Source organism: Pseudaminobacter soli (ex Zhang et al. 2022), from assembly GCF_014595955.1.
GTDB lineage: Bacteria > Pseudomonadota > Alphaproteobacteria > Rhizobiales > Rhizobiaceae > Kumtagia > Kumtagia pseudosoli.
Genome location: NZ_JABVCF010000007.1, coordinates 200,974 through 226,963 on the forward strand (window position 1 = coordinate 200,974; position 25,990 = coordinate 226,963).

The window sequence follows — 25,990 nt, forward strand, 5'->3', positions numbered from 1 at the left end:
ATCATGCGGCAAAACGATTCAGAGCGAGTTGGCGACTCGAAGAGAAGTCGTCTCCCTCAAGGGCGCCCGTGCGGCATGCAAAGCCTCGCAAACGTCCAAGGCTCAGTCGGCAGTCGATGCCCCAGGCTCGCCCGCCGAAGCCGGCTCGGAAGCCTTGCCCTTCCGGCGTCTTCGGATGAACTCTCGGATTCGGTCGCGGATTTCGGCGGCACCCAGAAAAGCGGGAATGGAAGGCTGCGGCGGGGCCGGCTCGAGCGCCACGCCGACGCTGACGATCCGGCCTTTCTCATCCACGTCCCGAACGATCAGTTCGATGGGGCCGAGATTGACGCGATCGGCATATTCGGGCTCTCCGCCCAGCCTGCGCGTCATCAGGATGGCGATCGGCAGTTGCTTCTCGTCCTCGGCCAGCCGCGCGTCGTAAGCCGCCGCAAGCTCAGCCGCCGGCCGCGACGGATCCACCGTGAAGGCGCCGAAGAAGTCCTCGTCCTCCGGGTCGACCTCGGTGCGACTGGCAAAAAGCCGGTCGAGCAGGCGCGGATAGCGGTCCGGCACGAAGATGTAGACGTGGTCGGCCGCCTGCAGCCTGCCCGCCTCCTGGAATTTGATCGAGCGGCCCTCGCGAACAACCAGGGACGGCCGCGCCCAGCGCGGGATGCGCTGGCCGCGCAGCACCGGGCTGCCGGCAACCACGGTATAGGCCAGAAGCTCGTGATGAGCGGAGCCGGGCAGTTCAAGTTCGACCTTCTGCAGAGGTCCCAGCCGGGCGGGGACGATGAGACCAAGCCGGCGAGCTAACGGCCCGACCGTCCACCCCTGCACGATCAGCGAGACCAGCACGACGATGAACGCCACGTTGAAAATGAAGCGCCCGTTCTCCAGGCCGCCGAGTATCGGCGTGATCGCAAGCAGAATCGACACGGCGCCGCGCAAGCCGACCCAGGAGATGAACGCTGTTTCCTGGCGCGGCAGGCTGAAAGGCACGAGGCAGAGCCAGACCGCCAGCGGTCGTGCGATGAGGATCAGGAAGAGTCCGAGTGCGATTGCCGGCGCCAGGACAGGAATGAACTGCGATGGTGTGGCGAACAGACCAAGCACCAGGAACATGATGATCTGCGCGAGCCACGAAATGCCGCGCTGGAACCGCCGCAGCGTCGAGACCGCACGGATGTCGGAATTGCCGGCGATCAGACCGGCCAGATAGACGGCCAGGAATCCGGAGCCGCCGATCGTGCCGGCCGCCGCGAAGACGATCAGCGAAAGCGTCAGCACGAAGATCGGGAGCAGCCCGCTGTCGAGCTGAAGCCTTTCGACCAGACGAACGATCGCGAACCCGCCAACCGCGCCTACGGCCGCACCGAGGGCCATCTGCTCCGCGAAACCGACAAGGATGTCGAGGAGGATGATTTCGGTATCCGGGAGGCCGCCGATCCTTATGATTTCGACCAGCGTGATCGTCAGAAAGATCGCGATCGGATCGTTGGTGCCGGACTCGATTTCCAAGGTGGCGCGTATGCGCTCGCGCAAATTGATGTTGCCGGCGCGCAAAAGGAAGAACACCGCGGCCGCGTCGGTAGATGCGACCGCGGCGCCGAGGAGGAATGATTCCATCCAGGAAAGTAGGGTAACATAGTGGGCCGCCACACCGAACACTAGGGTTGTCAGCGCCACGCCGACCGTAGCCAGCGTGAGCGCCGGCGCTGCTGCCTGGCGGAAGATCTTCAGCGGCGTGCCGAAGCCGGAATCGAACAGGATGACCGCGAGTGCCAGCGATCCGGCAAAATAGGCGAGCGAAGCATTGTCGAACTTGATGCCGAGCCCGTCCTCGCCCGAGGCCAGACCGATGCCGAGGAAGAGCAGGAGCAGCGGAGCGCCAAAACGGAAGGCAATCAGGCTCGAAAACGCCGCGGCCACGACCAGCGCAGCACCGATCAGCGTTATGAGATAGACTGCCTGCTCCATCCGCCCTCCATGCCCGGAAACACTTTTTGTGTTTCATGAAGAGTGCGGCGAAGAGAGGGCACTCCGCAAGCCTATTATCGACGCGCCAAAAGAAAACGCCCGGCACAAGCCGGGCGTTGAGTTCTAAAAGGTACTTGGAAGCTCAGGCGATGGTCTTGCCGAAGACCGCCGCCGTGTCCGCCATACGGTTCGAGAAGCCCCATTCATTGTCGTACCAGGACAGGACCGAGACGAAGTTGCCGTCCATGACCTTGGTCTGGTCGAGCGCCACCGTCGAGGAATGCGGGTCGTGGTTGAAGTCGATCGAGACGTTCGGATGCGTCGTGTAGGTCATCACGCCCTTCAGTTTGCCCTTCGACGCGGCGATCACCGCCTCGTTGATCTCTTCGGCAGTGGTGTTGCGCTTGGCGATGAACTTCAGGTCGACGAGCGAGACGTTCGGCGTCGGCACGCGCACCGAGATGCCGTCCAGCTTGCCCTTGAGTTCCGGCAGCACCAGGCCGATGGCCTTGGCCGCGCCGGTCGAGGTCGGAATCTGCGACAAGGCCGCGGCGCGGGCGCGGTAGAGATCCTTGTGCATGGTGTCGAGGGTCGGCTGGTCGCCGGTGTAGGAATGGATGGTGGTCATCATTCCCTTCTCGATGCCGACTGCCTCGTGGCAGACGGCCGCCAGCGGCGCCAGGCAGTTGGTGGTGCACGAGGCGTTGGAGATGATGATGTGGTCCTTGGTGATCTTGTCGTGGTTGATGCCGTAGACCACGGTCAGGTCGGCGCCGTCGGCCGGGGCCGAGACGAGGACGCGCTTGGCACCGGCGGTAAGATGCGCGGCTGCCTTGTCGCGTGACGTGAAGATGCCGGTGCACTCCATCACGATATCGACGCCGAGTTCCTTCCACGGCAGTTGGGTGGGGTCCTTGATCGCGGTGACCTTGAAGCTCTCCGATCCGACCCGGATCGTGTCGCCATCCACCTCGACAGTGCCCGGGAACCTGCCGTGCACGCTGTCGTAGCGCAGCAGGTGAGCATTAGTCTCGACCGGACCGAGATCGTTGACCGCCACGATGTCCAGGTCCTTGCGGCCCGACTCGTAGATGGCGCGCAAAATGTTCCGGCCGATGCGGCCAAATCCGTTGATGGCAACTCTGACGGTCATGGACTTCCTCCTGTGGGGATCGAGCGGCTTAGCCGGGGCGCAGCACCTGCGGCTTCATAACGCTGGGATGCTCAAGAATCCATATAGGAGCCGAGCTCCGCTAAATCGATTGGTGTCCAGCAAGGCATGGCGACAGCGGTTGGCTGCGACAACGCATCGCACAAAATAGCAGCGGCGGACGCACCGTTTGGCACGTCCGCCGCAAAAGCCGAGAGCATTCCGCCGATGTCGATCGGGCGATCAGATCGCCTTGAGCTTCTCCTCGACCGCCTTCACCGTATGCTCCGCCGTGATGCCGAAATGCGGATAGAGCTGCTCGATCGGGGCGGAAGCACCGAAGCCGTGCATGCCGATGAAGATGCCGTCCAGGCCGATGAAGTGGTCCCAGCCCTGGCGGATGCCTGCTTCGATGGCCACCTTGACCGGTGCGTTGCCGATCAGGGCGGCCTTGTATTCGGCTGACTGCTGCTCGAAGAGCTCGAAACAGGGCACGGAAACGACACGCGTCGGGTGTCCGCTCTGCTGAAGCGTCTTGCGCGCGGCCAGCGCGATCTCGACCTCGGAGCCGGTCGCAAAGATCGTCACTTCCGCCTCGCCTTCTGCCGTCGCCAGTTCGTAGGCGCCCAGCCGGCAGAGGTTCTCGTCGACGAACTCGGTACGGACCGCGGGCAGGTTCTGACGGGTGAGCGCGAGCGTCGAGGGCGCGCTCGTGCTCTCCAGGGCGATCTGCCAGCATTCGGCCGCCTCGGTGGCGTCCGCCGGACGGAACACCAGATGGTTCGGGATCGCCCTTAGCGCCGCCAGATGCTCGACCGGCTGGTGGGTAGGCCCGTCCTCGCCGAGACCGATGGAATCGTGGGTCATGACGAAGACCACGCGGATCCCCATCAGCGAGGCCAGCCGCATCGACGGGCGGGCGTAGTCCGAGAAGGTCAGGAAGGTGCCGCCGTAGGGAATGACGCCGCCATGCAGGGTCATGCCGTTCATGGCCGCCGCCATGCCGTGCTCGCGGATGCCGTAGTGGACATAGCGGTTGCCGTACTTGCCGGCCTGGATCGGATCGGTCTGGCTGGTCTTGGTGTTGTTCGAACCGGTGAGGTCGGCGGAGCCGCCGATGGTCTCCGGTACTATGTCGTTGATGACCTCCAGCGCCATCTCGCTGGATTTGCGGGTGGCGACCTTCGGCTTTTCGGCAGCCAGCTTCTTCTTGTAATCCAGCAGCGCTTCGTCGAGCCCGACCGGCAGGTCACCGCGCATGCGGCGCTCGAACTCGGAGCGCGTCTCGCCATCAGCAGCGGCCAGCCGCTCCTCCCATTCCTTGCGGCGCTTGGCCGAATTCAGACCGGCGAGCCGCCAGGCATCGAGGATGTCGGACGGAACCTCGAAAGGCGCCGCCGTCCAGCCGAGAGCTTTGCGGGTCGCCGCGACCTCGTCCTTGCCGAGCGGCGAGCCGTGGACGCCCTTGGTGCCGGCCTTGGTGGGCGCGCCGAAACCGATCGTGGTCTTGCAGGCAATCAGTGTCGGTCGGTCCGACTGCTGGGCCTGCTCGATCGCCGCGGCGATCGCATCCGGATCGTGGCCGTCGCAGGCCAGCGTGTTCCAGCCGCTCGCTGCGAAGCGGGCGCGCTGGTCGGTCGAGTCGGCGAGCGACACCGGTCCGTCGATCGAGATGTTGTTGTCGTCCCAGAAGACGATCAGCTTGTTGAGCTTCAGGTGCCCGGCCAGGCTGAGCGCCTCCTGGCTGATGCCTTCCATGAGGCAGCCGTCGCCGGCGAGCACATAGGTGTAATGGTTGACCAGGCTGTCGCCGAAGCGGGCATTGAGGATGCGCTCGGCAAGCGCCATGCCGACGGAGTTGCCAAGACCCTGCCCGAGCGGACCCGTGGTCGTCTCGATGCCGCCGGCGAAACCGTATTCGGGATGACCGGCGGTCCGCGATCCGAGCTGGCGGAAGTTCTTGATCTCGTCGATCGTGATGTCCTCATAGCCGGTCAGGTAGAGGAGGGAATAGAGCAGCATGGAGCCGTGACCGGCGGACAGCACGAAGCGGTCGCGATCCGCCCAGCCCGGGTTCTTCGGGTCGTACTTCAGGAAGCGGGTGAACAGCACGGTGGCGATGTCGGCGGCACCCATCGGCAGGCCGGGGTGTCCGGAATTCGCCTTCTCGACGGCGTCCATCGAGAGGAAACGGATCGCATTGGCCATGCGGTCGTGCTTTTCACGGTTGCTCATCTTGCGCTCGCTCGTGGCTTGAGGGCGGGGTCGGTCCCCGAGGGCTGGCGACACATAGCAGGCGACGGGTGCGAGTCAACAAATCGAGGACCCTAGCCGAATGGCGGATACCCACCTAAGCCCCATTTGTCCGGGGATAGGCTCCGGCCCGTTGTTGACGGAATATTGACACGACGCATACTTGTTCACGGCAAATCACTTTTTGCTTTTTCTCATGTGATTCGGGTCGGGGCAGCAGGGTCTCGAAGGTGCCATGACCGGGGAAACCACCCTGAGGGAAGTCATCGTTCGCCTCGGCAAGGCGATGGAAGCGATCGAGCAGGCGGCCGCCGCTAGCCTCGAGCGCGAGCAGGATTATTCCGAAGCCGAGGCCGAGGTTCAGCGGCTGAACGCTGACCGCAGCCGGCTTGCCCAGGAACTCGACCTTTCGGAGGCCCGCGGCGAACGTCTCGAGGAAGCCAACAAGGAGGTCTCTCGGCGTCTTGTCACGGCGATGGAGACGATCCGAGCGGTGCTCGACAGATAGGGCGGGCTACATGGCGCAGGTTACGGTCACGATCGACGGCAAGACCTACCGAATGGCCTGTGACGAAGGCCAGGAGCAGCATCTGGTCGACCTTGCGGAGCGCTTCGACCGCTATGTTTCGCATCTCAAGGATTCGTTCGGCGAGATCGGCGACCAGCGGCTGACCGTCATGTCCGGCATCATGGTGATGGACGAACTCACCGAGTTGCAGAAGCGCGTGCAGGGTATGGAGGCCGAGATCATGACCCTGCGCAAGACCCGCGACGAAGCGCTCATGAAGGCCGACAAGAACGACGCCGCGCTGATCGGCGCGCTCTCCGGCCTCGCCCAGCGGATGGAGAGTCTCGCGCTGCGCCTGGCGGAGAAGAAGGATTAGCTTGGCGCACCTTAAGGGCCGAGTACTCTAACCGACCGCTCCCCCTCTCCGTCACGGCTTCGCCTCGACACCTCCCCCTAAAGGGGGCGAGGAAGCGCCGGCCGTGATGTAGGCGCCCCTTCCTCGCTCGCCTCTGAGACAGAACGCAGTCTCCCACAATTGACATTTGTCAGCCGCTCTGACACTTGCGGGCAGGAGGAGAGATGGGCATCCGGCCGGCAGACCAGATCATCCACAAGGCCGCGTGGCTCTACTACGCGCATAGCATGCGCCAGGACGAGGTCGCCCGCGAACTGAACATCTCGCGCGCCTCGGTCGCCATGTATCTGCGCAAGGCGCGCGAGACTGGCATCGTCAGCATCTCGGCGTCCACCCGGCTGTTCGCTGACGATGTGCTCGCCCGCCAACTCGAGGACGCGCTCGGTCTTGCCGGCGTCTGGGTCGTTCCGGCGACGACGCGGACGCAGGACCCGCACTCCGAAGTTCCCGTGGTCGCAGCCAGCGTGTTCCTGGATCTGGTTCGGCCGGGCACACGCGTCGGCGTCGCCTGGGGCCGGACCGTCTATACCATCGCCGCCCTCATGGCCCACGCCGACCTGCAGGGCGTCACCGTCGTCCAGCTCTGCGGAAATCTCGGTGCCCCCTATTCCTACCGGCCGGACGAATGCACGATGGAGATCGCCAGGAGGCTGAATGCCAAGGGCATCAACATCTACGCGCCGCTGGTGCTCAGCACCGAGAAACTCGCTGCGCAGCTTAGGTCCGAGCCCGTGATCCGCGAGCAACTGGAAGGCATCGCGCGCTGCGACCTCGCGCTGTTCTCGGTCGGCACGGTCGACGACGACAGCCACGTGGTCCGCTGCGGAGCCGTCGATCTCGATGAACTGGCCGAACTGAGGCGACTGGGAGCGGCGGGCGTGGTCGCCGGCAGGATCATCGATGCGCAAGGAAAGTCGCTGGACTGCGACTATAATTCCCGGTTGATCTCCGCCGATCTGGACTCGTTGCGCGCAATCCCGAAGCGGCTGGTGGTCGTGCAGGAAGAGAGCAAGTTCGGGCCCCTGAAGGCGGCACTCGCGGGAGGACTGTGCACTCATCTGGTGCTCGGGGCGTACATGGCGCGGCGGCTGCTTGACGAGGGCTCAAGCCTTCAGTCGGCTACTGAAAAGTAGCGGAGCCGCGTCGGCGGCCGCGAATGGACATCGAGACGGGACGGAGACCGATGAAGAACCTGTGGAGCGATGCGGAAGCCGAAAGGCTAGTTGAGAGCTATGCAGCGAAAGGCATCGAGCGCGATCTGGCGCTGCGCGTCTATACGACGCGGCTGCTCGGCGGCGAGCCGCGGCTGGTGCTGCATGGCGGCGGCAACACCTCGGTCAAGCTCAGGGTCACCGACTTGGTCGGCGACGAATGGGACGTGCTGTGCGTGAAGGGCAGCGGCTGGGACATGGGCGTGATCGAGCCGCAGGGCCTGCCTGCGGTAAAGCTCGCCCCGCTGCTCAAGGCGCGCAAGCTGCAGAGCCTTTCGGACGAGGACATGGTCGCCCTGCAGCGCGCCAATCTCATCGACCCCGCCTCGCCCAACCCCTCGGTCGAGACGCTGCTGCACGCGTTCCTGCCGCACAAATTCGTGGACCATACGCATTCGACCGCGGTTCTCTCGCTGATCGACCAGAAGGATAGCGAGCCGATCTGCCGCGAGGTGTTCGGAAAAACGTTCGGCTTCGTGCCTTACATCAAGCCCGGCTTCGACCTCGCCAAGGCTGCCGCCGAGATGTTCGAGCGCGACACATCGGTCGAGGGCCTCATCCTCGACAAGCACGGCATTTTCACCTTCGGGGAGACGGCGCGCGAAGCCTACGACCGCATGATCGATGCCGTCACCAAGGCCGAAGAGTTCATCGCGGCCAGGGCGAAGCCGACGACCGCCGCAGCCGCTCTTCCCACTAATCTCGCGAAACCGGCCGAGATCGCGCCCATGTTGCGCGGCGCAGTCGCGGTGAAAAAGGGCGAGGGCCGCTTCGACCGGATGATCAGCGAGTTCCGCACCTCGCCGGAAATCCTGAATTTCCTGAATTCGCCCCGGCTCGAGGCGCTGGCGAAGGCCGGCGTGTCCACGCCAGACCTGTCGATCCGCATCAAAACCGGGCCGATGGTGCTGCCGATTCCGAAGGCCGGCGCGCTTTCGGATTACGCGAAGGTCATCTCCGAAAAAGTCGCAGCGTTCGCCACCGATTACGTGAATTACTTTGAGACGAACAACGCACGTGACGACATCAGGCGCACCATGCTCGACCCGATGCCGCGGCTCACGCTCGTGCCGGGGCTCGGCATGTTCGGCCACGGCCGTACGCTGAAGGATGCGAAAATCGCTTCCGATGTCGGCGAGATGTGGATCGAGGCGGTGCGCGGCGCCGAAGCCATCGGCAGCTTCCATCCGCTCGCGCATGCGGATCTGTTCGAGCTGGAATATTGGTCGCTGGAGCAGGCGAAACTCGCGTCGAACAAGCTGAAGCCCCTGACCGGGCAGGTCGTGTTGATCACCGGCGGAGCCGGCGCCATCGGCGCGGCCACGGCAAAGCTCTTTGCCGACAACGGCGCGCATGCAGTCGTAGTGGACCTCGACGCGGATCGTGCTGCCGAGGCCGCCAAGAAGGCCGGCAACCAGTCCATCGGCGTCGGCTGCGACATCACTGATCCGACCGCGCTCAGGAGCGCCTTCGACAAGGCAGTGGAAGTTTATGGCGGCCTCGACATCCTCGTCTCGAATGCCGGCGCCGCCTGGGAGGGAAAGATCGGCGAACTCGACGACGCCACACTGCGCAAGAGCTTCGAGCTCAACTTCTTCGCCCACCAGAACGCGGCGAAGAACGCGGTGCGCATCTTCAAGGAACAGGGCACCGGCGGCGTGCTGCTCTTCAACACCAGCAAGCAGGCGATCAATCCCGGCGCGAACTTCGGCGCCTACGGGTTGCCCAAGGCCGCGACGCTGTTCCTGTCGCGCCAGTATGCGCTCGAATACGGCCCGATCGGCGTGCGCTCCAACGCGGTTAACGCCGACCGCATCCGCTCCGGCCTGCTGACGGACGCGATGATCGCCAGCCGCTCAAAGGCGCGGGGCGTTTCCGAGAAGGATTATATGAGCGGCAACCTGCTCGGCCAGGAGGTGACGGCCGAGCATGTCGCCCAGGCCTTCCTCCACCATGCGCTGGCGGAGCGGACGACGGCGGACGTCACCACGGTCGATGGCGGCAACATCGCGGCGGCAATGAGGTAGGGCAGCAAGGGCCCATTTCAGTCCTTCCGAGAAAGTGCTACATATGTTGCACTTCCTCTGGAGGCTCAGATGACGGTTACCTCGAAAATCCGCCGGCAAGGCGGCGCGGCCGTGATCACCATTCCGCCCGCGCTGTTAAAAATGATGAACCTTGACGTCGGGGGACAAGTCTCGCTGACCGTTACGGAGGGAGAACTGGTCGCGCGCCCGATAAGCTCGGTGCGTAGGCGCTATTCCCTTGAGGAACTCCTGCAGGGGGCCGAAGCACTCTCCGAACTCAATGCGGAAACCGCATGGGCGCGGGAAGGCGAGCCCGTTGGTCGCGAAATCTCCTGATGGTCCGAGACAACGTACCTCGTCGAGGCGACGTTTTCTGGATCGATCCCAATCCGGTCGCTGGACGGGAGATGAAAGATCGCCACCGCTTCGTGGTGATCACCCCCGAGATCAACGCGCTCGGCATCTGCATGACGGTGCCTGTCACAACAGGCGGCCTGCACGTCCGCAACGTTGGCCTGGCGGTTTCGATCACGGGTCACGAAACGACCGGCGTTGCCGTCTGCAATCAGGTGAGGAGCTTCGATATCGAGGCTCGCGTGCGGGCAGGGACAGCGCGCTTCGTTGAAACGCTGGACGAAGCAACTGCCGACGAGATCGTTTCACGTGTCCTGAGCGCGATCGACCCCGAGGTGTGATTGTCCGGGGTGGACTTGCATCGAGACATGAGACTTCACCGGAGGCAACGGCGGGCCTCTTGTTTAGGTTTCGTCCCACATCTGATCCGTAAACCTCTTCATATCGAAGTCCGGATCGCCAGGCCCTAGGTTGTCAGCGAGTGCGAGCGCCGGCGAAATTCGTTCAAGCAGCGCGCCGCTATTTCGATCAGTTTTCTGATCGACACGTTTGGCAGGGCGTTCGGCTTTGGTGCCGCTGTCATCGGATCTCAAGCGTCCCATCCTAGGCCCTCCGGTCCGATGTCTCCTTCGAGGAACAAGCTGCGAGCATACCCCTACTCCCACATCTGACCAACTGCGACCTTCTCTGCTGGGCCCTGCTCAGCAATTGTCAGCCTCGTTGACGATTGACAAACTGGCGCGGTCTGTCGCACGTGCTATCGTCATCGAGAGCATCAGGGAGGAGGCTCGATGACTCAAATGGACAGCTTCAAGGCGCTGACCGTCGAGACATTGCCGCGCCGGCTGGGCGAGGTGACGGTGGTTGCCGATCGGGTAGGGGCGGACACAAGCACCTGGAAGGTGCGCGAGGTCGGCGACGGCAATCTCAACTTGGTGTTCATCGTCGAGGGACCTGTCGGCGCGGTGGTGGTCAAGCAGGCGCTGCCCTATGTCCGCCTCGTCGGCGACTCCTGGCCGCTGCCGCTGAAGCGATCCTTCTTCGAGTATCACGCCCTGACGCGGCAGGAGGCGCGCGCGGGCGTCGGGACAGTGCCAAAAATCTACCATTTCGATCACGCGCAGGCGCTGATCGTCATGGAATATCTCGAGCCCCACATCATCCTGAGAAAGGCGCTGATCCAGGGCAGGCAGTTGCCGCGCGTCGGGCGCGATCTCGGCCTGTTCATGGCGCGCACTCTGTTCCGCGGCTCCGACCTCTCCATGGAAACGCGGCAGCGCAAGGCCGACGTCGCGCTCTTCGCCGACAATGCCGAGCTCTGCGACATCACCGAGAATTTGGTCTTTTCCGATCCCTATTTCGACGCGAAGCTGAACCGCCACACCTCGCCGCAGCTCGACCCGGTCGTCGCGCAGTTGCGCGCCGATCGCGACCTGAAGGTGGAGGCGCAACGGCTGAAGCACGCCTTCGCCGCCAACGCCGAGACGCTGCTGCACGGCGACCTGCACACCGGCTCGATCATGGTCACCGAGGAAGACACCCGGATGATCGACCCGGAGTTCGCCTTCTACGGGCCGATGGCCTTCGATGTGGGCATGGCGCTCGCCAATTTCTGGATGTCCTACTTTTCGCAGCGCGGGCACGAGGAGGGCAGCAGCCGCGAATCGGTGCGCGACTACCTGCTCGGCACGGTCGTGGAAGCCTGGTCCGTATTCCGGACGGAGTTCTCGCATCTGTGGCGCACCGAGCGCACCGGCATCCTCTACCAGAAAAGCCTGTTCGAGGATCAGGGCGACGTGCTCGCCTCCGAGCAGGCGCTCGATCAGGTGTTGCACGCGCTGTTCCAGGACATGCTGGGCTTCGCCGGCATCGAATGCCACCGCCGCATCCTTGGGCTCGCCCACAATGCCGATTTCGAGACGATCGAGGATGCCGACCTGCGCGCTTCGTGCGAATCCAAGGCTCTGCGCTTCGGCCGCCATATCGTCGTGAACCGAAGGCAGATCCATAGCATTGAAGAGGTGAACGCCCTGGCGCGGCTGATCGAGAAGGAGGACGCCGCATGAAGGTCGGTGAAAAGCACTACCGCACGATTTGGCTGAACGAAGACGGCCGCTCGGTCGATATCATCGACCAGCGCTGGCTGCCGCACTCGTTCCGGATAGAAACCGTGGACACGGTCGACGGGATCGCCATCGCGATCCGCGACATGTGGGTTCGCGGCGCGCCGCTGATCGGCGTCACCGCCGCCTACGGCGTGGCGCTGCAGATGGCCGAGGATCCATCGGACGAAGCTCTGCAGGCGGTGTGGCACAGGCTTCACGAGACGCGGCCCACCGCGATCAATCTGCGCTGGGCGCTCGACGAGATGGCGCGCGTGCTGAAACCGCTCACGCCGGACCAGCGCGCCGAAGCGGCCTACAGGCGAGCGGCCGAGATCGCGGACGAGGATGTCGCACTCAACCGCTCGATCGGCCAGCACGGCCTCTCCGTCATCCGCGACATCGCCGCGCTCAAACAGCCAGGGCAGCCGGTAAACATCCTCACCCATTGCAACGCAGGCTGGCTGGCGACCGTCGACTACGGAACCGCGACCGCGCCGATCTACATGGCGATCGAGGCCGGGGTTCCGGTCCACGTCTTTGTCGACGAGACACGGCCGCGCAATCAGGGCGCCCAACTCACCGCCTGGGAGATGGTCGGGCATGGCGTGCCGCACACGCTGCTCGTCGACAATGCCGGCGGGCATCTGATGCAGCATGGCGAGATCGACATGGTGATCGTCGGCACCGACCGCACGACGGCGAACGGCGACGTCTGCAACAAGATCGGCACCTATCTGAAGGCGCTTGCGGCCGCCGACAACCGCGTGCCCTTCTACGTCGGCCTGCCGTCGCCCACCATCGACTGGACGGTCTCCGACGGTCTGAAGAAGATCCCGATCGAAGAACGCTCCGGCGACGAGGTCTCGCTGGTCTGGGGCAAGACCGGCGACGGCGAGATCGCTCAGGTGCGCATTTCTCCGGATGCCACGCCGGCCCGCAACCCCGCCTTCGACGTGACACCGGCGCGGCTAGTGACGGGACTGATCACCGAGCGCGGCATCGCACAGCCATCGCGGGAAGGGCTGCTGGTGCTCTTCCCGGAGCGGGGTTAGCTTTTTTCCGATTGTCCTGCGCCTCGCTTCGCAGGAACCCCTTACAAGAAGCTCTGCGGGTCGACATCCACCTGAACCCGCACCGTGCGGCGTGGCTTCGGCCCGGCGTTCAGCATTGCCCGCAAAAACCCCTGCATGTCCGACCGGCGTTCGCCGTGGACGAGGAGGCGGAAGCGGTGGCGGCCGGCAACCAGCGCCAGCGGCGCTTCTGCCGGGCCGAGCACGGCAATGTCCGCGGCCTGGGGTGCCGCACGGCGCAACTGCCGCGCATGCTCCTCCGCTTCGCCCCGCGTCCCGGCGCTCACGATGATGCTGGCGAGCCGTCCGAACGGTGGCAGCCCTCCCCGTTCCCGCTCGGCGATCTCGCGCTGGTAGAAAGTCTCGGCGTCGCCGGAGACCAACGCCCGCACGACCGGGTGCTCCGGCTGGAAGGTCTGCAGGAGGCCGATGCTCTTCTTGCCGGTCCGCCCCGCCCGGCCCGTCACCTGGCTGAGCAGCTGAAAAGTGCGTTCCGCCGCGCGCGGATCGCCGTTCGCCAGGCCCAGATCGGCGTCGACTACCCCGACCAGCGTCATGTTCGGAAAATTGTGCCCCTTCGCCACCAACTGCGTGCCGATCACGATGTCCGCCTCGCCCTTGGCGATGGCGTCGAGTTCCAGCCGCAGCCGCTTCACGCCACCGAGCATGTCGGAAGAGAGCACGATGACGCGCGCATCCGGGAACAGGGCGACCGTCTCCTCTGCCACGCGCTCGATGCCCGGCCCGCAGGCGACAAGGTGGTCAAACGTGCCGCATTCCGGGCAGGCCTCCGGCCGCGCCTCATGATGTCCGCAATGGTGGCAGAGCAGTTGGCCGCGGAACCGGTGCTCGACCAGCCAGGCGGAGCAGGACGGGCACTGGAAACGGTGGCCGCAGACGCGGCATAGAGTCAGCGGGGCATAGCCCCGGCGGTTTAGGAAAAGCAGCGCCTGCTCGCCGCGTGCGATGGTGGAGCCTATCGCCTCAAGCAGCACGGGCGAGAGGAAGCTTCCGCGCGCCGGAGCGGAGCGCCTTAGGTCGATCGCGCGAATGTCGGGCAGGGCGGCATTTGCGAAGCGCGACGGCAGCACGATGCGCCGGTAACGCCCCTGGTCCGCATTCACCCGGGTCTCGATCGAGGGGGTGGCCGAAGCGAGCACGACGGGGAAGTCGCCGATGCGTGCCCGCACCACGACCATGTCGCGGGCGTTGTAGAAGACGCGGTCCTCCTGCTTGAAGGCGGGGTCGTGCTCCTCGTCGACGACGATCAGGCCGAGTTCCGGAAACGGCAGGAACAGAGCGGAACGCGCGCCGGCGACCACCCGGACCTGGCCTTCCGCCACCTGCCGCCAGACCCGCTCGCGCATACGGGGCGGAAGGTCCGAATGCCATTCGGCCGGCCGCGCCCCGAACCGGTCGTGGAAGCGTTCAAGAAAAGCCTGGGTGAGCGCGATCTCGGGCAGAAGGATCAGCACCTGCTTGCCGGCGGAGATGGCGGAAGCCACCGCCTCGAAATAGACCTCGGTCTTGCCCGAGCCGGTCACGCCATCGATCAGCGTCACGGCGAAGCCACCGTTGCCGACCGTCTCGCACAGCTCGGCCGCTGCCTGCCGCTGGTCGGGGCTGAGCAAATTCTTGCCAAAACCCGGATCGGGCCGCGCGACCACCGGGCGCGGCGGGATCATCTCGGTCGCCAGCACGCCCTGCGCCCTCAATCCTTCCACGACGGTCGAGGAAACCCCTGCGGCGTGCGCGAGACCCGAACGGGTCCAGGTCAGGCCGCCATCGGCGAGGGCGAGCACCTTTGCCCTCGCTTCGGTCATACGGTCGGGCTCGTTCGCCGTCTTCCGCAGCCCCTCGATCCAGGGCTCCGGATCGAAGGCCTCCGGCGCGCGCAGGATCATGCGGGCGACCAGGCCGGGTGGCGTCAGGGTGTAGCTGGCAACCCAGTCGACGAACCGCCGCATTTCTTCCGGCACCACGGGGCAGTCGAAGACATGGTCGATCGGCCGCAGCTTCTTGGGATCGACCGCGCCGCCCTCTCCGTCCCACACGACGCCGGCCACGAGCCGCGGCCCGAGCGGCACCCGAACGATCGAGCCGGGCTCGACCGCCGTGCCTTCCGGCACGGCGTAGCTGTAGGGGCCGTCCGCCGGCATGGGCACCATTACCGGCACCGCGCGAGTTTGAAGAAATTTCTGCATCACGTTCCCTGCCGCACTGCCCTGAGCGCGGTGGAGGACAGCGGCGATCGCGGGCCGTGGATGAAGGTCCAGGCCGGCGCCTGCATGCGGGCGAGCCGCGGCGCGGAGGCCTCGTCGACGCGGGCGTAGTCGAAGGTTTTTGCCATCACCGAAGACAGGAATGACAACGTCGCTCCCGGCCGATCGATGACGGCAATCGGGAAGGTCAAGGCGATCTGGCGCCAGCGCTGCCAGTGATGAAAGTCTCGAAGATTGTCAGCGCCCATGATCCAGACGAAGTCGACGCCCGGGTTCCGCTCCTTAACCAGAGCCAGCGTGTCGGCGGTGAAGCGCAAATTGCGACCCGCCTCGAAGGCCGTCACTTTCACGCGCCGATCGCGCATGATCGCTTCGGAAAGTCGGATGCGCTCGGCCAGCGGCGCCAATTCCTTACCGGCCTTCAGGGGATTGCCTGGCGTGACGATCCACCAGAGCTGGTCGAGCGCCAGGCGCCGCAGCGCGATCTCTGCGACCAGCGCATGGCCGGCATGCGGCGGGTTGAACGAGCCGCCGAACAGCCCGACCTGCATGCCTTTCTCGACATGCGGCATTTCGAGATAGCGATGTTGGACATCAGGCGTCATCAGCCCTCTTCCGGCCAACTGTCGTCGGGCCAGTCCCGCGCTCCATGGATGATGCGCAGAACGGTCAGGCGGCGCTCCGAAAGTGCATAGCAGACGATGTATGGCGTCCTTTGCACGATTTTCTCATAGGTCCCCCGCACCCGCCCTTGGTGCCCAGTCGGAAACTCCGCGAGATGGTTTAGTGCCGTATCAATCCGCTCGGCCACTAACGAAGCTGCCTTTGGGCTTTCCACGGCGATGTAGGCGATAGAGGCCTCGAAATCTTGCAGAGCGTCATCCGACCAGACGACTTCCCTCATCTGGTCTTTTGCGCACTTTCGATCAAAGCCTTGATGCGCCGCATGGCGTCCTTGTGCGACGTCACCCGGCCCGCCTCCATATCATCGAGGCCACGCTGAACGCCCGCTACAATCGCGAGCTCGCGTTCGACGTAATCCTCGATGGCTTCTCCGGCCAGAAAGGACTTCGTCCGCCGCGTGTGCTCGGCAAGCGCGTTCAGCTTCGCCTTGGTCTCGCCGCTCAGCCGGACGGTCACCGTTTCGGAGAGATGTGGTTTCATGTGCACATCATAGCACGATCGGGGTGAGCTTGTCAGGAGGAGGCGAACCGGATCAGGGAAGCAGGCCAGAGGGGGTGTCGTCGAACGACGCCAAGCTTAGCTCACGGCCTGACCTGCCCGGTGCCGCGCACGCGGTACTTGAAGGAAGTCAGTTGCTCGACGCCCACTGGCCCGCGGGCGTGCATCTTGCCCGTCGAGATGCCGATCTCGCCGCCGAAACCGAACTCGCCGCCGTCAGCGAACTGGGTCGAGGCATTGTGTAGCAGGATGGCCGAATCCACCTCGTTGAAGAAGCGCTCCACGGTGGCCGCGTCCTCGGCGATGATTGCCTCGGTGTGGTGCGACGACCACTGGTCGATGTGCTCGATTGCGCCGCCGATCCCGTCGATCAGTTTTACCGAGAGGATCGCCTCAAGATACTCGGTCGACCAGTCCGCTTCGGTGGCGGGTTTGGCCGCAGGATAGAGTGCCTGCACCTCCGCATCGGCGCGGATTTCGCAGCCTGCCGCAGCGAGCGCGTCAAGAATCGGCATGAGATGAGTCGCGGCCACGGCGCGATCGACCAGCAGCGTCTCCGCCGCGCCGCAGATGCCGGTGCGGCGCATCTTGGCGTTGACGACCACCGAAACCGCCATGTCGAGCTTCGCCGAGCGGTCGACATAGACATGGCAGAGGCCTTCGAGATGCGCAAACACCGGCACGCGCGCCTCGGCCTGCACGCGGGCGACGAGGCTTTTTCCGCCGCGCGGCACGATCACGTCGAGATTGCCGGAAAGACCCTTCAGCATCTCGCCGACCGCGGCACGATCCGCCACCGGCACGAGTTGGATGGCCTCCTCAGGCAGCCCCGCGGCCCTTAGGCCCTCGGCAAGGGAGGCGTGGATTGCCGACGACGAGTTGAGCGAGTCCGAGCCTCCGCGCAGGATCACCGGGTTGCCCGCCTTCAGGCAGAGCGCGCCGGCATCCGCCGTCACATTGGGCCGGCTCTCATAGATGACTCCGATGACGCCGAGCGGCGTGCGCACGCGCTCCATGTGAAGGCCGTTCGGCCGGTCCCATTCGGCGATCACGTCGCCCACCGGATCGCGGAGCTCGGCGATGGCACGCACGCCGTCGGCCATTCCCTTGATGCGGTCGGGCGTCAGCTTCAGCCGGTCCATCATGGCGCTCGACAGGCCGGCTTCCTCGCCGTTCTTCAGGTCGATGGCATTTGCCTCGAGGATTCTTCGCCCGTCACGCACGATCGCGTCGGCCATGGCGATCAGCGCGGCTCGCTTCTGCTCCGGCGAAGCCAGCGCCAGTGGCCGCTCGGCCGCGCGCGCCCTGCGGCCGATCTCGGCCATGATAGAGACCGTGTCGTGCCCGGCGATGTCGTTCCTGTTCAGCATGGCTCAATCCTGCGCAGCTTCGCGTCGGCGCGCCGCCCTTTCCCTCACCACCAGGTCGTCCCGGTGGATCATCGCGGAACGGGCTTCATAGCCGAGAACCGCCTCTATGTCGCCGGTCTTCCTGCCTGCGATCTTCATGGCATCGACCGAATCGTAGCCGATAAGGCCCCGCGCGATCTCGCGCCCTTCGGGATCGACGATGGCCACGGTGTCGCCGCGAGAAAACGTGCCGGTCACCGCGCGCACGCCGGCCGGCAGCAGGGATTTTCCAGCAAGCAGCGCCTGGACTGCGCCGGCATCGATGGTCAGCCGCCCGGCCGGCTCCAACTGGCCGGCGATCCAGGTCTTGTAGCCTTTCACCGGGTTGGGGCTCGGGCGGAAGAAGGTCGCGCGCTCGCCCCGCTCGATCGCCGAGAGCGGATTGTTGCGCGTGCCGGAGGTGATGATCATGGCGGTCCCGGCCAGCGTCGCGATCTTGCCGGCGTCGAGCTTGGTGCGCATGCCGCCACGCGACAGTTCGGAGGCGGCAGCCCCGGCCATCGCCTCGATCTCCGGCGTGATGCGGTCGACTACGGGGATGAACTCGGCCTTCGGGTCTTTGGCGGGCGGCGCGGTGTATAGCCCGTCGATGTCGGAGAGGAGCACCAGCAGGTCGGCGCCCATCATGGTCGCGACGCGGGCAGCCAGCCTGTCGTTGTCGCCATAGCGGATCTCGGTGGTGGCGACCGTGTCGTTCTCGTTGATCACCGGAACGGCCGTGAATTCCAGGAGCTTGGAGATAGTGGCGCGCGCATTGAGATAGCGGCGGCGCTCCTCGGTGTCGCCGAGGGTGAGCAGGATCTGGCCCGAGCGCAGGCCGTGGCGGCCCAGCGCCTCCGACCAGGCGCTGGCCAGCGCGATCTGGCCGACCGCGGCCGCCGCCTGGCTTTCTTCCAGCTTCAGCCTGCGCCTGCCGAGCGACAGAACCGTGCGGCCGAGTGCGATGGCGCCGGAAGAGACGACCAGGATCTCGGCGCCATTAGAAGCAAGCGCGGCAATGTCGTCGCAAAGCGACTCAAGCCATGCGCGCTTGAGGCCGGCTTCGCGATCCACCAGCAGCGCCGAGCCGATCTTTACCGTGATGCGGCGGTAGGGTTTGAGAGAGGGAGTCACCATTCCGTTCATTTACAATGATTGCATCCGGATTACCGCTGCCACCGCTCGTCTGCTCCCGCCGGTGCCTCTTCCCGCGCGCCTTCGATCTCCGCCATCAGGCTCCGCAGCGCCGCTTCCACGCCCTCACCAGACACCGCAGAAAGCATCAGCGGCGTGCGGCCCGCGGCGCGCTTCAGGGAAGCAAGCTTCTTCTTCCGGCCCTCGGCATCCAGCGTGTCGGCCTGGCACAGCGCAACGATCTCCGGCTTCTCGGCAAGGCCGTTGCCGTAGGCCTCCAACTCGGCCCGGACCGTCTTGTAGGCCTTGGCCGGGCTCTCCTCTTGCGCCGAGACCAGGTGCAGCAGCACGCGGGTGCGCTCGACATGGCCGAGGAAGCGGTCGCCGATACCCACACCCTCGTGCGCCCCTTCGATCAGCCCGGGGATATCGGCGATGACGAACTCGCGCGCGTCGATGCGGGCGACGCCGAGGTTGGGGTGCAGCGTGGTGAAGGGGTAGTCGGCAATCTTCGGCTTCGCAGCGCTCACCGACGCCAGGAAGGTCGACTTGCCTGCGTTCGGCAGCCCGACCAGACCCGCATCAGCGATCAGCTTCAGCCTCAGCCAGATCGTCTTCTCGTCGCCGGGAAGCCCGGGGTTCGCATGGCGCGGTGCCTGGTTGGTCGAGGTCTTGAAATGCTGGTTGCCAAAACCGCCATTGCCGCCCTTGGCGAGGAGGAAGCGCTGTCCGACCTCGGTGAGGTCGCAGATCAGCGTCTCGTTGTCCTCCTCGTAGACCTGCGTGCCGGCCGGCACCTTCAGGACCACGTCGGCGCCCTTCGCTCCGGTGCGGTTGCGGCCCATGCCGTGCACGCCGGTCTTGGCCCGGAAATGCTGCTGATATCGGTAGTCGATAAGCGTGTTCAGCCCGTCGACCGCCTCGACCCAGACATCGCCGCCGCGTCCGCCGTCGCCCCCGTCCGGCCCGCCGAACTCAATGAATTTTTCGCGCCGGAAGGAGACGGAACCGCGTCCCCCGTCGCCGGAGCGGATGTAGACTTTGGCCTGGTCGAGAAATTTCATGGTCTCACATCGGCGCCGAATTGCGCGCCCGCTCTAGCTGAATATGCCCCGCGGCGCGAGGGGTGTGGTGGAGATGGCCCTCGGGGCTGGGGTTGTCCCGCTCACTGAGGAACACTGTCGACCCCCTCTCCGTCGAGCCTGAAGGGCGGGACGGAGAGGGGGTTCTTTCATGCGAGCAAGAAGCCTGTCGTCCTCCGTACGCCTCAACTTCTCGCCCAACTGCGCAGGCTGGCCCAGGTCCTGCGGTCCAGCCGGTAGCGCTCGATCGGCACCTGGCCGGCCACTAGCGAGTGCATCATGCCCTGGCCGGCATACTGGAACCCGCACTTGTGGATCACGCGCCGCGACGCCGGATTGATCACGCGGCAGGAGGCATGCAGCACGTTGGTGTCGGTCGCCTCGAAGGCCAGGTCGACCAGCGCATGCGCCGCTTCCGTCGCAAAACCCTGCTTCCAGTGGGGCTCGCCGATCCAGTAGCCCAGTTCGAGCCCGCGCTCGGTGGCGTTCAGCCCGGCGCATCCAATGAGCGTGCCGTTGCCGGCGAGCGTCAGAGCGTAGGCGGCTCCGACCATGCGCCGCTGCTCCATGGCGATGAAGGTGCGGGCCTCCGCCTCCCCGTAGGGGTGCGGCATGCGGGCAAGCATCTCCGCCACGTGCCGGTTGTCCGCCAGGACTACCAACGCGGGGATGTCGCTCTCGCGCGGCTGGCGCATAATCAGGCGCTCGGTGGTCAGGATCCGGCGGGCGATCGCCAGACTTTCGTCTTCGCTGACTTCCTTCTCGGCAACCATGGCAGTCCTCCAGCAATGAAAAGGGGAGATGGCGACCCATCTCCCCTGATCCTTTTCTGGCTCTGCCAGACACCGGTTCCCGAGATGGGGCGCCGGTGTTGTGGTGCGGGTCCGGCTACTCCGCTGCTTCCTGAATCGGGTTCACCGATACGTAGGTTCGGCCGTTGGCTTTCTTGGCAAATGCGACGGCACCGGCCTCGAGCGCAAAAAGGGTATGATCCTTGCCCATGCCGACATTGGTGCCGGGGTGCCACTTGGTGCCGCGTTGACGCACGAGGATGTTGCCGGCCAGTACGGACTCGCCGCCGAACTTCTTCACGCCGAGGCGCTTGGATTCCGAATCGCGACCGTTGCGCGACGAACCGCCAGCCTTCTTGTGTGCCATTGTTCTTCTCCTTCGGTTCTCGTCTTACTCGGATTCGGCCGGGGCTTCAGCCTTTTTTTCGGCCTTTGCCTTCTTCGGAGCGCCGGTCAGGATCTCGGTGATCCGCACCGTCGTCTCGTGCTGGCGATTGCCGCGCTTGCGGCGCGAATTCTGCCGGCGGCGCTTCTTGAACGCGATGACCGTACGGCCACGGCCCTGCTCGACCACCTCGGCCTTGACGACCGCACCTTCCACGAAGGGCGCGCCGAAGGTGGCGCTGTCGCCCTCACCGAAGGCCAGAACCTGGCCGAATTCCACCACCTGGCCCGCCTCTCCGGCAAGCCTGTCGATCTTGATCACATCGTTGGCGGCAACGCGGTACTGCTTGCCACCAGTCTTGATGACTGCGAACATCTTTAGCCTTTCGCTGTTCGGTCCGGCATTTCGGCCGCCATCGCGACCTAGCCGTCTTTTTATCAGTCGTTGCGATATATGAACGCCGAGCGTTCAAACGAAACCAGCGCGGGAAAAGACTCCGCGCCGGTTGCCGCGTCCCTACCCCAGGGTCACGGATGAGTCAACCCGGACAGCAGCGCTCAGGCCCTTTTGCCGTTGTTCCTGATTGAGCCTGCAGGAGACGAGTCTACAATGCGGCACGAGGGCCGACTGCGAGGAGGACGACGATGACGCTTTCCTACATGCCCGGTTTCGGCAACGACTTCGAGACGGAGACGCTCCCCGGCTCCCTCCCCCAGGGCCGAAACTCGCCGCAGCGTCCGGCCTACGGCCTCTATGCCGAGCAGCTTTCGGGCTCGCCCTTCACCGCGCCGCGCGGCGCCAACGAGCGGTCCTGGCTCTACCGCATCCGCCCGAGCGTGAAGCATCACCGCCGCTTCCGCCGAGCTGAGTTTCCGAACTGGAAGACGGCTCCCAACATGGGCGACCACGAGCTGGCGCTCGGCCAATACCGCTGGGACCCGCCGCCCATGCCTTCGGAGCCGACGGATTTCCTCCAGGGCATGCGGACGATGACCACTGCCGGCGATGCGCTCGGGCAGTCCGGCATGGCCTCGCATATCTATCTCGCAAATCGCTCGATGACGGACGACCACTTCTTCAATGCCGACGCCGAAATGCTCGTTGTCGCCCAGACCGGCCGCATACGCTTCGTCACAGAGATGGGCATCATCGAGCTCGTGCCCGGCGAGATCGCCGTGCTGCCGCGCGGCCTGATGTTCAGGGTCGAGGTGCCGGACGGCGAGGCGCGGGGCTATGTCTGCGAGAACTACGGGGCGAAGTTCACTCTGCCCAACCGCGGTCCGATCGGCGCCAATTGCCTGGCCAACCCGCGAGACTTCAAGACGCCGGTCGCGTGGTTCGAGGACAAGGAGACGCCCTGCCGGATTGTCGTGAAATGGTGTGGCTCATTCCACGTCACCGAGATCGGCCATTCGCCGCTCGACGTGGTCGCCTGGCACGGCAACTATGCGCCCTATAAATACGACCTTTCGACCTTCTCGCCAGTCGGCGCCATCCTGTTCGACCATCCCGACCCGTCGATCTTCACGGTCTTGACCGCGCCTTCGGGCGAGGAGGGGACGGCGAATGTCGACTTCGTCATCTTCCCGCCGCGCTGGCTGGTGGCCGAGGATACTTTCCGCCCACCCTGGTACCATCGCAACGTGATGAGCGAGTTCATGGGCCTGATCCGCGGCCGCTACGACGCCAAGGAAACCGGTTTTGTGCCGGGCGGCATGAGCCTGCACAACATGATGCTGGCGCACGGGCCGGATGCGGAAGGATTCGAAAAAGCCTCACGCGCCGAGCTGAAACCGGTGAAGCTCGAAGACACGATGGCGTTCATGTTCGAGACGCGCTTCCCGCAGATGCTGACGCGCTACGCCGCAGATCTGGAAACGCTGCAGGAGGACTACATCGACTGCTGGTCGCGCCTGAAGAAACGCTTCAACGGCACGCCGGAAGGGGATTGGAGCTAGGATAAAGGGCGCGGCAGCGCCGCGCCCTTTCGAGAACCTATCAGGAAGCAGCGCCTTCCTCGGGCGCAGCAGTCGCGGCGGCGATGGCCGCAGCGGCCTCTTCCTGCGCCTTCTTGATGGCGTCGAGACGAGCCTGGGCCTTCTTGCCCGGCAGCGCCTTGGTCGGGTTTGAGCGCGCCTCGCGCTTCGTCAGGCCGGCCGCATCGAGGAAGCGGGCGACGCGGTCGGTCGGCAGCGCGCCGTTGCCGAGCCAATGCTTCACGCGGTCGGCGTCGACCTTCACGCGCTCGGCGTCTTTCGGCAGCAGCGGGTTCCAGGCGCCCACGATCTCGATAAAGCGTCCGTCGCGCGGCGACCGCACGTCGGCGATGACGATATGATAGTAGGGACGCTTCTTGGAGCCCGCGCGGGCCAGTCGGATCTTCAGTGACATGTCTTTCTCCTAAAAGTTCGATCCGTTGAGATTCATTTGGATTCGGTATCGCCGGTCCCGGCCAGCTGAGGACCACCGTTGGAAGCGGCGATCTGCTCGTGATGGCGGATGACTTCCTTGACCACGAAGTTCAGGAACTTTTCCGCGAAGTCGGGGTCGAGATTGGCTTCCTGCGCCAGCCGCCGCAGGCGGGCGATCTGCTGGGTCTCGCGAGACGGATCAGCCGGTGGCAAGCCATGAGTGGCCTTCAGCACGCCGACCGCCTTGGTGCAGCGAAAACGCTCCGCCAGCATGTGGATGAGGGCAGCGTCGATATTGTCGATCGAGGCGCGATATATCTTCAGCGCTTCATAGGCGTCCGTCACGGTCTTGTAACCGGCGGCAATGGGGTCGTAGGCGTCCTGCTCCTTCATCTCCCCCTCACTTCTTCTTGCCGAGGCCCGGCATGCCGCCGAGGCCCGGCAGCTTCATGCCGCCGGGAAGGCCGGGGAGTTCGCCGCCGGGAAGTCCCGGCAGGCCGCCGCCCTGCATCCCAGGCAGTCCGCCCGGAAGCCCCTTGCCGAGGCCGGCCGCCTCGGCCTGCTTCTGCAGAGCCTCGAGCTGCTTGGGGTCCATCTTGGAGAGATCGGGCAGGGCGCCCATTCCGCCCATACCGCCGGCGAGACCGCCCAGACCCATCTTCTGGGCCATGCCGCCCATCAGGCCGCGCATCATGCCGCCGCCTTTGCCCTTGCCGCCCATCGCCTTCATCATGTCGGCCATCTGGCGGTGCATCTTCAGCAGCTTGTTGATCTCGGCGGCGTCGGTGCCCGAACCGGCGGCAATGCGCTTCTTGCGGCTGTGCTTGAGCATGTCGGGATTGGCGCGCTCGGCCTTGGTCATCGACGAGATGATAGCGAGCTGGCGGCCGAACATCTTGTCGTCCAGACCGGCCGCCGCCATCTGGTCCTTCATCTTACCCATGCCGGGCATCATGCCCATGATGCCGCCCATTCCGCCGAGCTTTTGCATCTGCTGCAGCTGATCGGCGAGATCGTTCAGGTCGAACTTGCCGGACTGCATCTTCCTGGCCATCGCCGCGGCTTTTTCCGCGTCGAGGGTCTCGGCCGCCTTCTCGACGAGCGAGACGATGTCGCCCATGCCGAGGATGCGGTCGGCGATGCGCTTGGGATGGAACTCCTCCAGCGCGTCCATCTTCTCGCCGACGCCGATTAGCTTGATCGGCTTGCCGGTGACAGCGCGCATGGAAAGGGCTGCGCCACCGCGCCCGTCGCCGTCCATGCGGGTGAGCACCAGGCCGGTGATGCCGACGCGCTCATCGAAGTTCCTAGCGAGATTGACGGCGTCCTGGCCGGTCAGCGAGTCCGCCACCAGCAGGATCTCGTGCGGGTTCGAGACCTGACGGATCTCGGCCATCTCGGCCATCAGCGGCTCGTCGATATGCGTTCGGCCGGCGGTGTCAAGGATGACGACATCGTGTCCGCCGAGCTTCGCGGCCTGGACGGAGCGCTTGGCGATGTCGACCGGCGACTGCCCGGCGATGATCGGCAAGGTCGCGACCTTGATCTGCTCGCCCAGCTGCCGCAGCTGCTCCTGCGCGGCCGGACGGCGCGTGTCGAGCGAGGCCATCAGGACCTTCTTGCCCTGGCGCTCGGTGAGCCGCTTGGCGATCTTGGCGGTGGTGGTGGTCTTGCCGGAGCCCTGCAGGCCGACCATCATGACGACGACCGGCGCGGGCGCGTTGAGGTCGATCGTCTTGCCTTCCGCGCCGAGCATCTCGACAAGCTCGTCGTGGACGATCTTGACGACCATCTGGCCAGGCTTGATCGACTTCAGCACCTCGGCACCGACGGCCTTGGCGCGCACCTTGTCGGTGAAGGAGCGGACCACCTCGAGCGCCACGTCGGCCTCGATCAGCGCACGGCGGACCTCGCGCAGAGCCGCGGAGACGTCGGCCTCCGACAGCGCGCCGCGGCCGGTCAGGCCGTTGAGGATGGAACCAAGCCGTTCCTGAAGGCTCTCGAACATCAAGCTTCCCTTGTCTCGCGTCTTGTCGACCCGAGAGGTAGTGGCTCCAGGGGCGAGATGGAAGCTCGAGCGCCGGCACAAAGCCGAAAAGCACCCGGGGGCGCATCGCGCTGCCGGGTGTTGGCCTCCGGGATCGGTCCAGTCTAACGGCGTCCCGGTCGGCGCTCGGAGTATCTACTCGTCGCGGAGTTTTGCGGGCTTCAACAAGAAAACCAACGGAAAGTCAAGCTTGGCTGGGTGGCAGGGCGGCGCGGCAGCGGATTCCGCCGCCCCCAACCAGCAAGCGATCCGCGGGCGCGCGCAACATCGGCACAGCAAAAGAAGCAATCTGC

At 65.1% G+C, this 25,990-nt stretch carries 25 protein-coding genes and 1 pseudogene; 9 read left to right on the forward strand and 17 right to left on the reverse strand.

From position 1 onward, the window contains the following. Positions 1-102 precede the first annotated feature (102 nt). From HUI96_RS14795 to tkt, 3 genes are all read right to left on the reverse strand, one after another. The gene (locus tag HUI96_RS14795) at positions 103-1,962 is read right to left on the reverse strand and encodes a potassium/proton antiporter (RefSeq protein ID WP_188255431.1); all 1,860 of its coding nucleotides are present in this window, start codon (positions 1,960-1,962) and stop codon (positions 103-105) included. Positions 1,963-2,104: 142 nt separating this feature from the next. Beyond that, positions 2,105-3,115, reverse strand: coding sequence for a type I glyceraldehyde-3-phosphate dehydrogenase (gene gap, locus HUI96_RS14800; RefSeq protein WP_188255432.1), 1,011 nt, complete (start codon positions 3,113-3,115; stop codon positions 2,105-2,107). Positions 3,116-3,355: 240 nt separating this feature from the next. Next, positions 3,356-5,347, reverse strand: a complete 1,992-nt coding sequence (gene tkt / locus HUI96_RS14805) for a transketolase (RefSeq protein WP_188255433.1) — start codon at positions 5,345-5,347, stop codon at positions 3,356-3,358. Between the two features lie 253 nt (positions 5,348-5,600). On the opposite strand from tkt, the gene HUI96_RS14810 reads away from it, so the two are divergent. The 6 genes from HUI96_RS14810 to HUI96_RS14835 all read left to right on the forward strand — a co-directional run bounded on the left by HUI96_RS14810 (position 5,601) and on the right by HUI96_RS14835 (position 10,221). Beyond that, positions 5,601-5,873 carry a DUF4164 domain-containing protein gene (locus tag HUI96_RS14810; RefSeq protein WP_188255434.1) on the forward strand — a complete coding sequence of 91 codons (273 nt, stop codon included), beginning with the start codon at positions 5,601-5,603 and terminating at the stop codon, positions 5,871-5,873. Positions 5,874-5,883: 10 nt separating this feature from the next. Beyond that, positions 5,884-6,249 carry a cell division protein ZapA gene (gene zapA, locus HUI96_RS14815; protein ID WP_188255435.1) on the forward strand — a complete coding sequence of 122 codons (366 nt, stop codon included), beginning with the start codon at positions 5,884-5,886 and terminating at the stop codon, positions 6,247-6,249. Between the two features lie 203 nt (positions 6,250-6,452). Further along, on the forward strand, positions 6,453-7,421 hold the full coding sequence (locus HUI96_RS14820; protein ID WP_188255436.1) for a sugar-binding transcriptional regulator: 969 nt from the start codon (positions 6,453-6,455) through the stop codon (positions 7,419-7,421). 50 nt (positions 7,422-7,471) lie between these two features. Beyond that, positions 7,472-9,526, forward strand: a complete 2,055-nt coding sequence (locus tag HUI96_RS14825) for a bifunctional aldolase/short-chain dehydrogenase (RefSeq protein WP_188255437.1) — start codon at positions 7,472-7,474, stop codon at positions 9,524-9,526. 69 nt (positions 9,527-9,595) lie between these two features. Continuing rightward, complete coding sequence (locus tag HUI96_RS14830) at positions 9,596-9,862, forward strand: AbrB/MazE/SpoVT family DNA-binding domain-containing protein (protein ID WP_188255438.1); 267 nt, start codon at positions 9,596-9,598, stop codon at positions 9,860-9,862. Then, positions 9,862-10,221, forward strand: a complete 360-nt coding sequence (locus HUI96_RS14835; RefSeq protein WP_188255439.1) for a type II toxin-antitoxin system PemK/MazF family toxin — start codon at positions 9,862-9,864, stop codon at positions 10,219-10,221. Before HUI96_RS14830 ends, HUI96_RS14835 begins: the two co-directional genes overlap by 1 nt. Positions 10,222-10,284: 63 nt before the next feature. Here the strand turns inward: HUI96_RS14835 and HUI96_RS14840 are convergent, their stop codons facing one another. Next, positions 10,285-10,473, reverse strand: coding sequence for a histidinol dehydrogenase (locus HUI96_RS14840; protein WP_188255440.1), 189 nt, complete (start codon positions 10,471-10,473; stop codon positions 10,285-10,287). A gap of 198 nt (positions 10,474-10,671) precedes the next feature. Here HUI96_RS14840 and mtnK point away from each other — a divergent pair, with 198 nt between their 5' ends. Beyond that, positions 10,672-11,946 carry an S-methyl-5-thioribose kinase gene (gene mtnK / locus HUI96_RS14845; protein WP_188255441.1) on the forward strand — a complete coding sequence of 425 codons (1,275 nt, stop codon included), beginning with the start codon at positions 10,672-10,674 and terminating at the stop codon, positions 11,944-11,946. After that, positions 11,943-13,037 (forward strand): S-methyl-5-thioribose-1-phosphate isomerase, encoded by a 1,095-nt coding sequence (gene mtnA, locus HUI96_RS14850; protein WP_188255442.1) that lies wholly within the window; start codon positions 11,943-11,945, stop codon positions 13,035-13,037. Before mtnK ends, mtnA begins: the two co-directional genes overlap by 4 nt. A 41-nt stretch (positions 13,038-13,078) precedes the next feature. Here mtnA and HUI96_RS14855 read toward each other — a convergent pair whose 3' ends face one another. The 10 genes and pseudogenes from HUI96_RS14855 to rplU form a co-directional block, all read right to left on the reverse strand. Further along, positions 13,079-15,259 (reverse strand): primosomal protein N', encoded by a 2,181-nt coding sequence (locus HUI96_RS14855; RefSeq protein ID WP_188255443.1) that lies wholly within the window; start codon positions 15,257-15,259, stop codon positions 13,079-13,081. After that, positions 15,259-15,849 carry a nicotinate-nucleotide adenylyltransferase gene (locus HUI96_RS14860; protein WP_188255568.1) on the reverse strand — a complete coding sequence of 197 codons (591 nt, stop codon included), beginning with the start codon at positions 15,847-15,849 and terminating at the stop codon, positions 15,259-15,261. The genes HUI96_RS14855 and HUI96_RS14860 overlap by 1 nt, the downstream gene beginning before the upstream one ends. A 32-nt stretch (positions 15,850-15,881) precedes the next feature. Beyond that, on the reverse strand, positions 15,882-16,181 hold the full coding sequence (locus HUI96_RS14865) for a type II toxin-antitoxin system RelE/ParE family toxin (RefSeq protein WP_188255444.1): 300 nt from the start codon (positions 16,179-16,181) through the stop codon (positions 15,882-15,884). Further along, positions 16,178-16,441, reverse strand: a complete 264-nt coding sequence (locus HUI96_RS14870) for a CopG family ribbon-helix-helix protein (protein WP_188255445.1) — start codon at positions 16,439-16,441, stop codon at positions 16,178-16,180. Before HUI96_RS14870 ends, HUI96_RS14865 begins: the two co-directional genes overlap by 4 nt. Before the next feature lie 101 nt (positions 16,442-16,542). Further along, positions 16,543-17,829: a glutamate-5-semialdehyde dehydrogenase gene (locus tag HUI96_RS14875; protein ID WP_188255446.1), complete on the reverse strand. Its 1,287-nt coding sequence runs from the start codon at positions 17,827-17,829 to the stop codon at positions 16,543-16,545. Positions 17,830-17,832: 3 nt separating this feature from the next. Then, positions 17,833-18,984 (reverse strand): glutamate 5-kinase, encoded by a 1,152-nt coding sequence (proB, locus tag HUI96_RS14880; protein ID WP_188255447.1) that lies wholly within the window; start codon positions 18,982-18,984, stop codon positions 17,833-17,835. A gap of 29 nt (positions 18,985-19,013) precedes the next feature. Then, positions 19,014-20,045 carry a GTPase ObgE gene (obgE, locus tag HUI96_RS14885; protein ID WP_188255448.1) on the reverse strand — a complete coding sequence of 344 codons (1,032 nt, stop codon included), beginning with the start codon at positions 20,043-20,045 and terminating at the stop codon, positions 19,014-19,016. Positions 20,046-20,248: 203 nt separating this feature from the next. After that, a complete protein-coding gene (locus HUI96_RS14890) occupies positions 20,249-20,836 on the reverse strand; it encodes a GNAT family N-acetyltransferase (RefSeq protein WP_188255449.1) in 588 nt (195 codons plus the stop codon). A 115-nt stretch (positions 20,837-20,951) separates the two neighbouring features. Beyond that, positions 20,952-21,221: a 50S ribosomal protein L27 gene (rpmA, locus tag HUI96_RS14895; RefSeq protein ID WP_188255450.1), complete on the reverse strand. Its 270-nt coding sequence runs from the start codon at positions 21,219-21,221 to the stop codon at positions 20,952-20,954. A gap of 33 nt (positions 21,222-21,254) precedes the next feature. After that, positions 21,255-21,614, reverse strand: a pseudogene (gene rplU, locus HUI96_RS14900) (50S ribosomal protein L21); the annotation flags it as partial. A gap of 269 nt (positions 21,615-21,883) precedes the next feature. On the opposite strand from rplU, the gene hmgA reads away from it, so the two are divergent. Continuing rightward, positions 21,884-23,197: a homogentisate 1,2-dioxygenase gene (gene hmgA / locus HUI96_RS14905; protein WP_188255452.1), complete on the forward strand. Its 1,314-nt coding sequence runs from the start codon at positions 21,884-21,886 to the stop codon at positions 23,195-23,197. Between the two features lie 40 nt (positions 23,198-23,237). Here hmgA and rpsP read toward each other — a convergent pair whose 3' ends face one another. The 3 genes from rpsP to ffh are packed head-to-tail and all read right to left on the reverse strand — an operon-like array spanning position 23,238 to position 25,658. Continuing rightward, positions 23,238-23,630, reverse strand: a complete 393-nt coding sequence (gene rpsP, locus HUI96_RS14910; protein WP_188255453.1) for a 30S ribosomal protein S16 — start codon at positions 23,628-23,630, stop codon at positions 23,238-23,240. Between the two features lie 32 nt (positions 23,631-23,662). After that, entirely contained in the window at positions 23,663-24,043 is a 381-nt protein-coding gene (locus HUI96_RS14915) for a chorismate mutase (RefSeq protein ID WP_237684140.1), read from the reverse strand. A 7-nt stretch (positions 24,044-24,050) separates the two neighbouring features. Next, on the reverse strand, positions 24,051-25,658 hold the full coding sequence (ffh, locus tag HUI96_RS14920; RefSeq protein WP_188255454.1) for a signal recognition particle protein: 1,608 nt from the start codon (positions 25,656-25,658) through the stop codon (positions 24,051-24,053). Positions 25,659-25,990: the final 332 nt, after the last annotated feature.

Excerpts from the sequence above, each read along its gene's own strand:
- HUI96_RS14795 (WP_188255431.1), bottom strand. The coding sequence starts at position 1,962 with ATGGAGCAGGCAGTCTATCTCATAACGCTGATCGGTGCTGCGCTGGTC.
- gap (WP_188255432.1), bottom strand. The coding sequence starts at position 3,115 with ATGACCGTCAGAGTTGCCATCAACGGATTTGGCCGCATCGGCCGGAAC.
- tkt (WP_188255433.1), bottom strand. The coding sequence starts at position 5,347 with ATGAGCAACCGTGAAAAGCACGACCGCATGGCCAATGCGATCCGTTTC.
- HUI96_RS14810 (WP_188255434.1), top strand. The coding sequence starts at position 5,601 with ATGACCGGGGAAACCACCCTGAGGGAAGTCATCGTTCGCCTCGGCAAG.
- zapA (WP_188255435.1), top strand. The coding sequence starts at position 5,884 with ATGGCGCAGGTTACGGTCACGATCGACGGCAAGACCTACCGAATGGCC.
- HUI96_RS14820 (WP_188255436.1), top strand. The coding sequence starts at position 6,453 with ATGGGCATCCGGCCGGCAGACCAGATCATCCACAAGGCCGCGTGGCTC.
- HUI96_RS14825 (WP_188255437.1), top strand. The coding sequence starts at position 7,472 with ATGAAGAACCTGTGGAGCGATGCGGAAGCCGAAAGGCTAGTTGAGAGC.
- HUI96_RS14830 (WP_188255438.1), top strand. The coding sequence starts at position 9,596 with ATGACGGTTACCTCGAAAATCCGCCGGCAAGGCGGCGCGGCCGTGATC.
- HUI96_RS14835 (WP_188255439.1), top strand. The coding sequence starts at position 9,862 with ATGGTCCGAGACAACGTACCTCGTCGAGGCGACGTTTTCTGGATCGAT.
- mtnK (WP_188255441.1), top strand. The coding sequence starts at position 10,672 with ATGACTCAAATGGACAGCTTCAAGGCGCTGACCGTCGAGACATTGCCG.
- mtnA (WP_188255442.1), top strand. The coding sequence starts at position 11,943 with ATGAAGGTCGGTGAAAAGCACTACCGCACGATTTGGCTGAACGAAGAC.
- HUI96_RS14855 (WP_188255443.1), bottom strand. The coding sequence starts at position 15,259 with ATGCAGAAATTTCTTCAAACTCGCGCGGTGCCGGTAATGGTGCCCATG.
- HUI96_RS14860 (WP_188255568.1), bottom strand. The coding sequence starts at position 15,849 with ATGCCGCATGTCGAGAAAGGCATGCAGGTCGGGCTGTTCGGCGGCTCG.
- HUI96_RS14865 (WP_188255444.1), bottom strand. The coding sequence starts at position 16,181 with ATGAGGGAAGTCGTCTGGTCGGATGACGCTCTGCAAGATTTCGAGGCC.
- HUI96_RS14870 (WP_188255445.1), bottom strand. The coding sequence starts at position 16,441 with ATGAAACCACATCTCTCCGAAACGGTGACCGTCCGGCTGAGCGGCGAG.
- HUI96_RS14875 (WP_188255446.1), bottom strand. The coding sequence starts at position 17,829 with ATGCTGAACAGGAACGACATCGCCGGGCACGACACGGTCTCTATCATG.
- proB (WP_188255447.1), bottom strand. The coding sequence starts at position 18,984 with ATGGTGACTCCCTCTCTCAAACCCTACCGCCGCATCACGGTAAAGATC.
- obgE (WP_188255448.1), bottom strand. The coding sequence starts at position 20,045 with ATGAAATTTCTCGACCAGGCCAAAGTCTACATCCGCTCCGGCGACGGG.
- HUI96_RS14890 (WP_188255449.1), bottom strand. The coding sequence starts at position 20,836 with ATGGTTGCCGAGAAGGAAGTCAGCGAAGACGAAAGTCTGGCGATCGCC.
- rpmA (WP_188255450.1), bottom strand. The coding sequence starts at position 21,221 with ATGGCACACAAGAAGGCTGGCGGTTCGTCGCGCAACGGTCGCGATTCG.
- hmgA (WP_188255452.1), top strand. The coding sequence starts at position 21,884 with ATGACGCTTTCCTACATGCCCGGTTTCGGCAACGACTTCGAGACGGAG.
- rpsP (WP_188255453.1), bottom strand. The coding sequence starts at position 23,630 with ATGTCACTGAAGATCCGACTGGCCCGCGCGGGCTCCAAGAAGCGTCCC.
- HUI96_RS14915 (WP_237684140.1), bottom strand. The coding sequence starts at position 24,043 with ATGAAGGAGCAGGACGCCTACGACCCCATTGCCGCCGGTTACAAGACC.
- ffh (WP_188255454.1), bottom strand. The coding sequence starts at position 25,658 with ATGTTCGAGAGCCTTCAGGAACGGCTTGGTTCCATCCTCAACGGCCTG.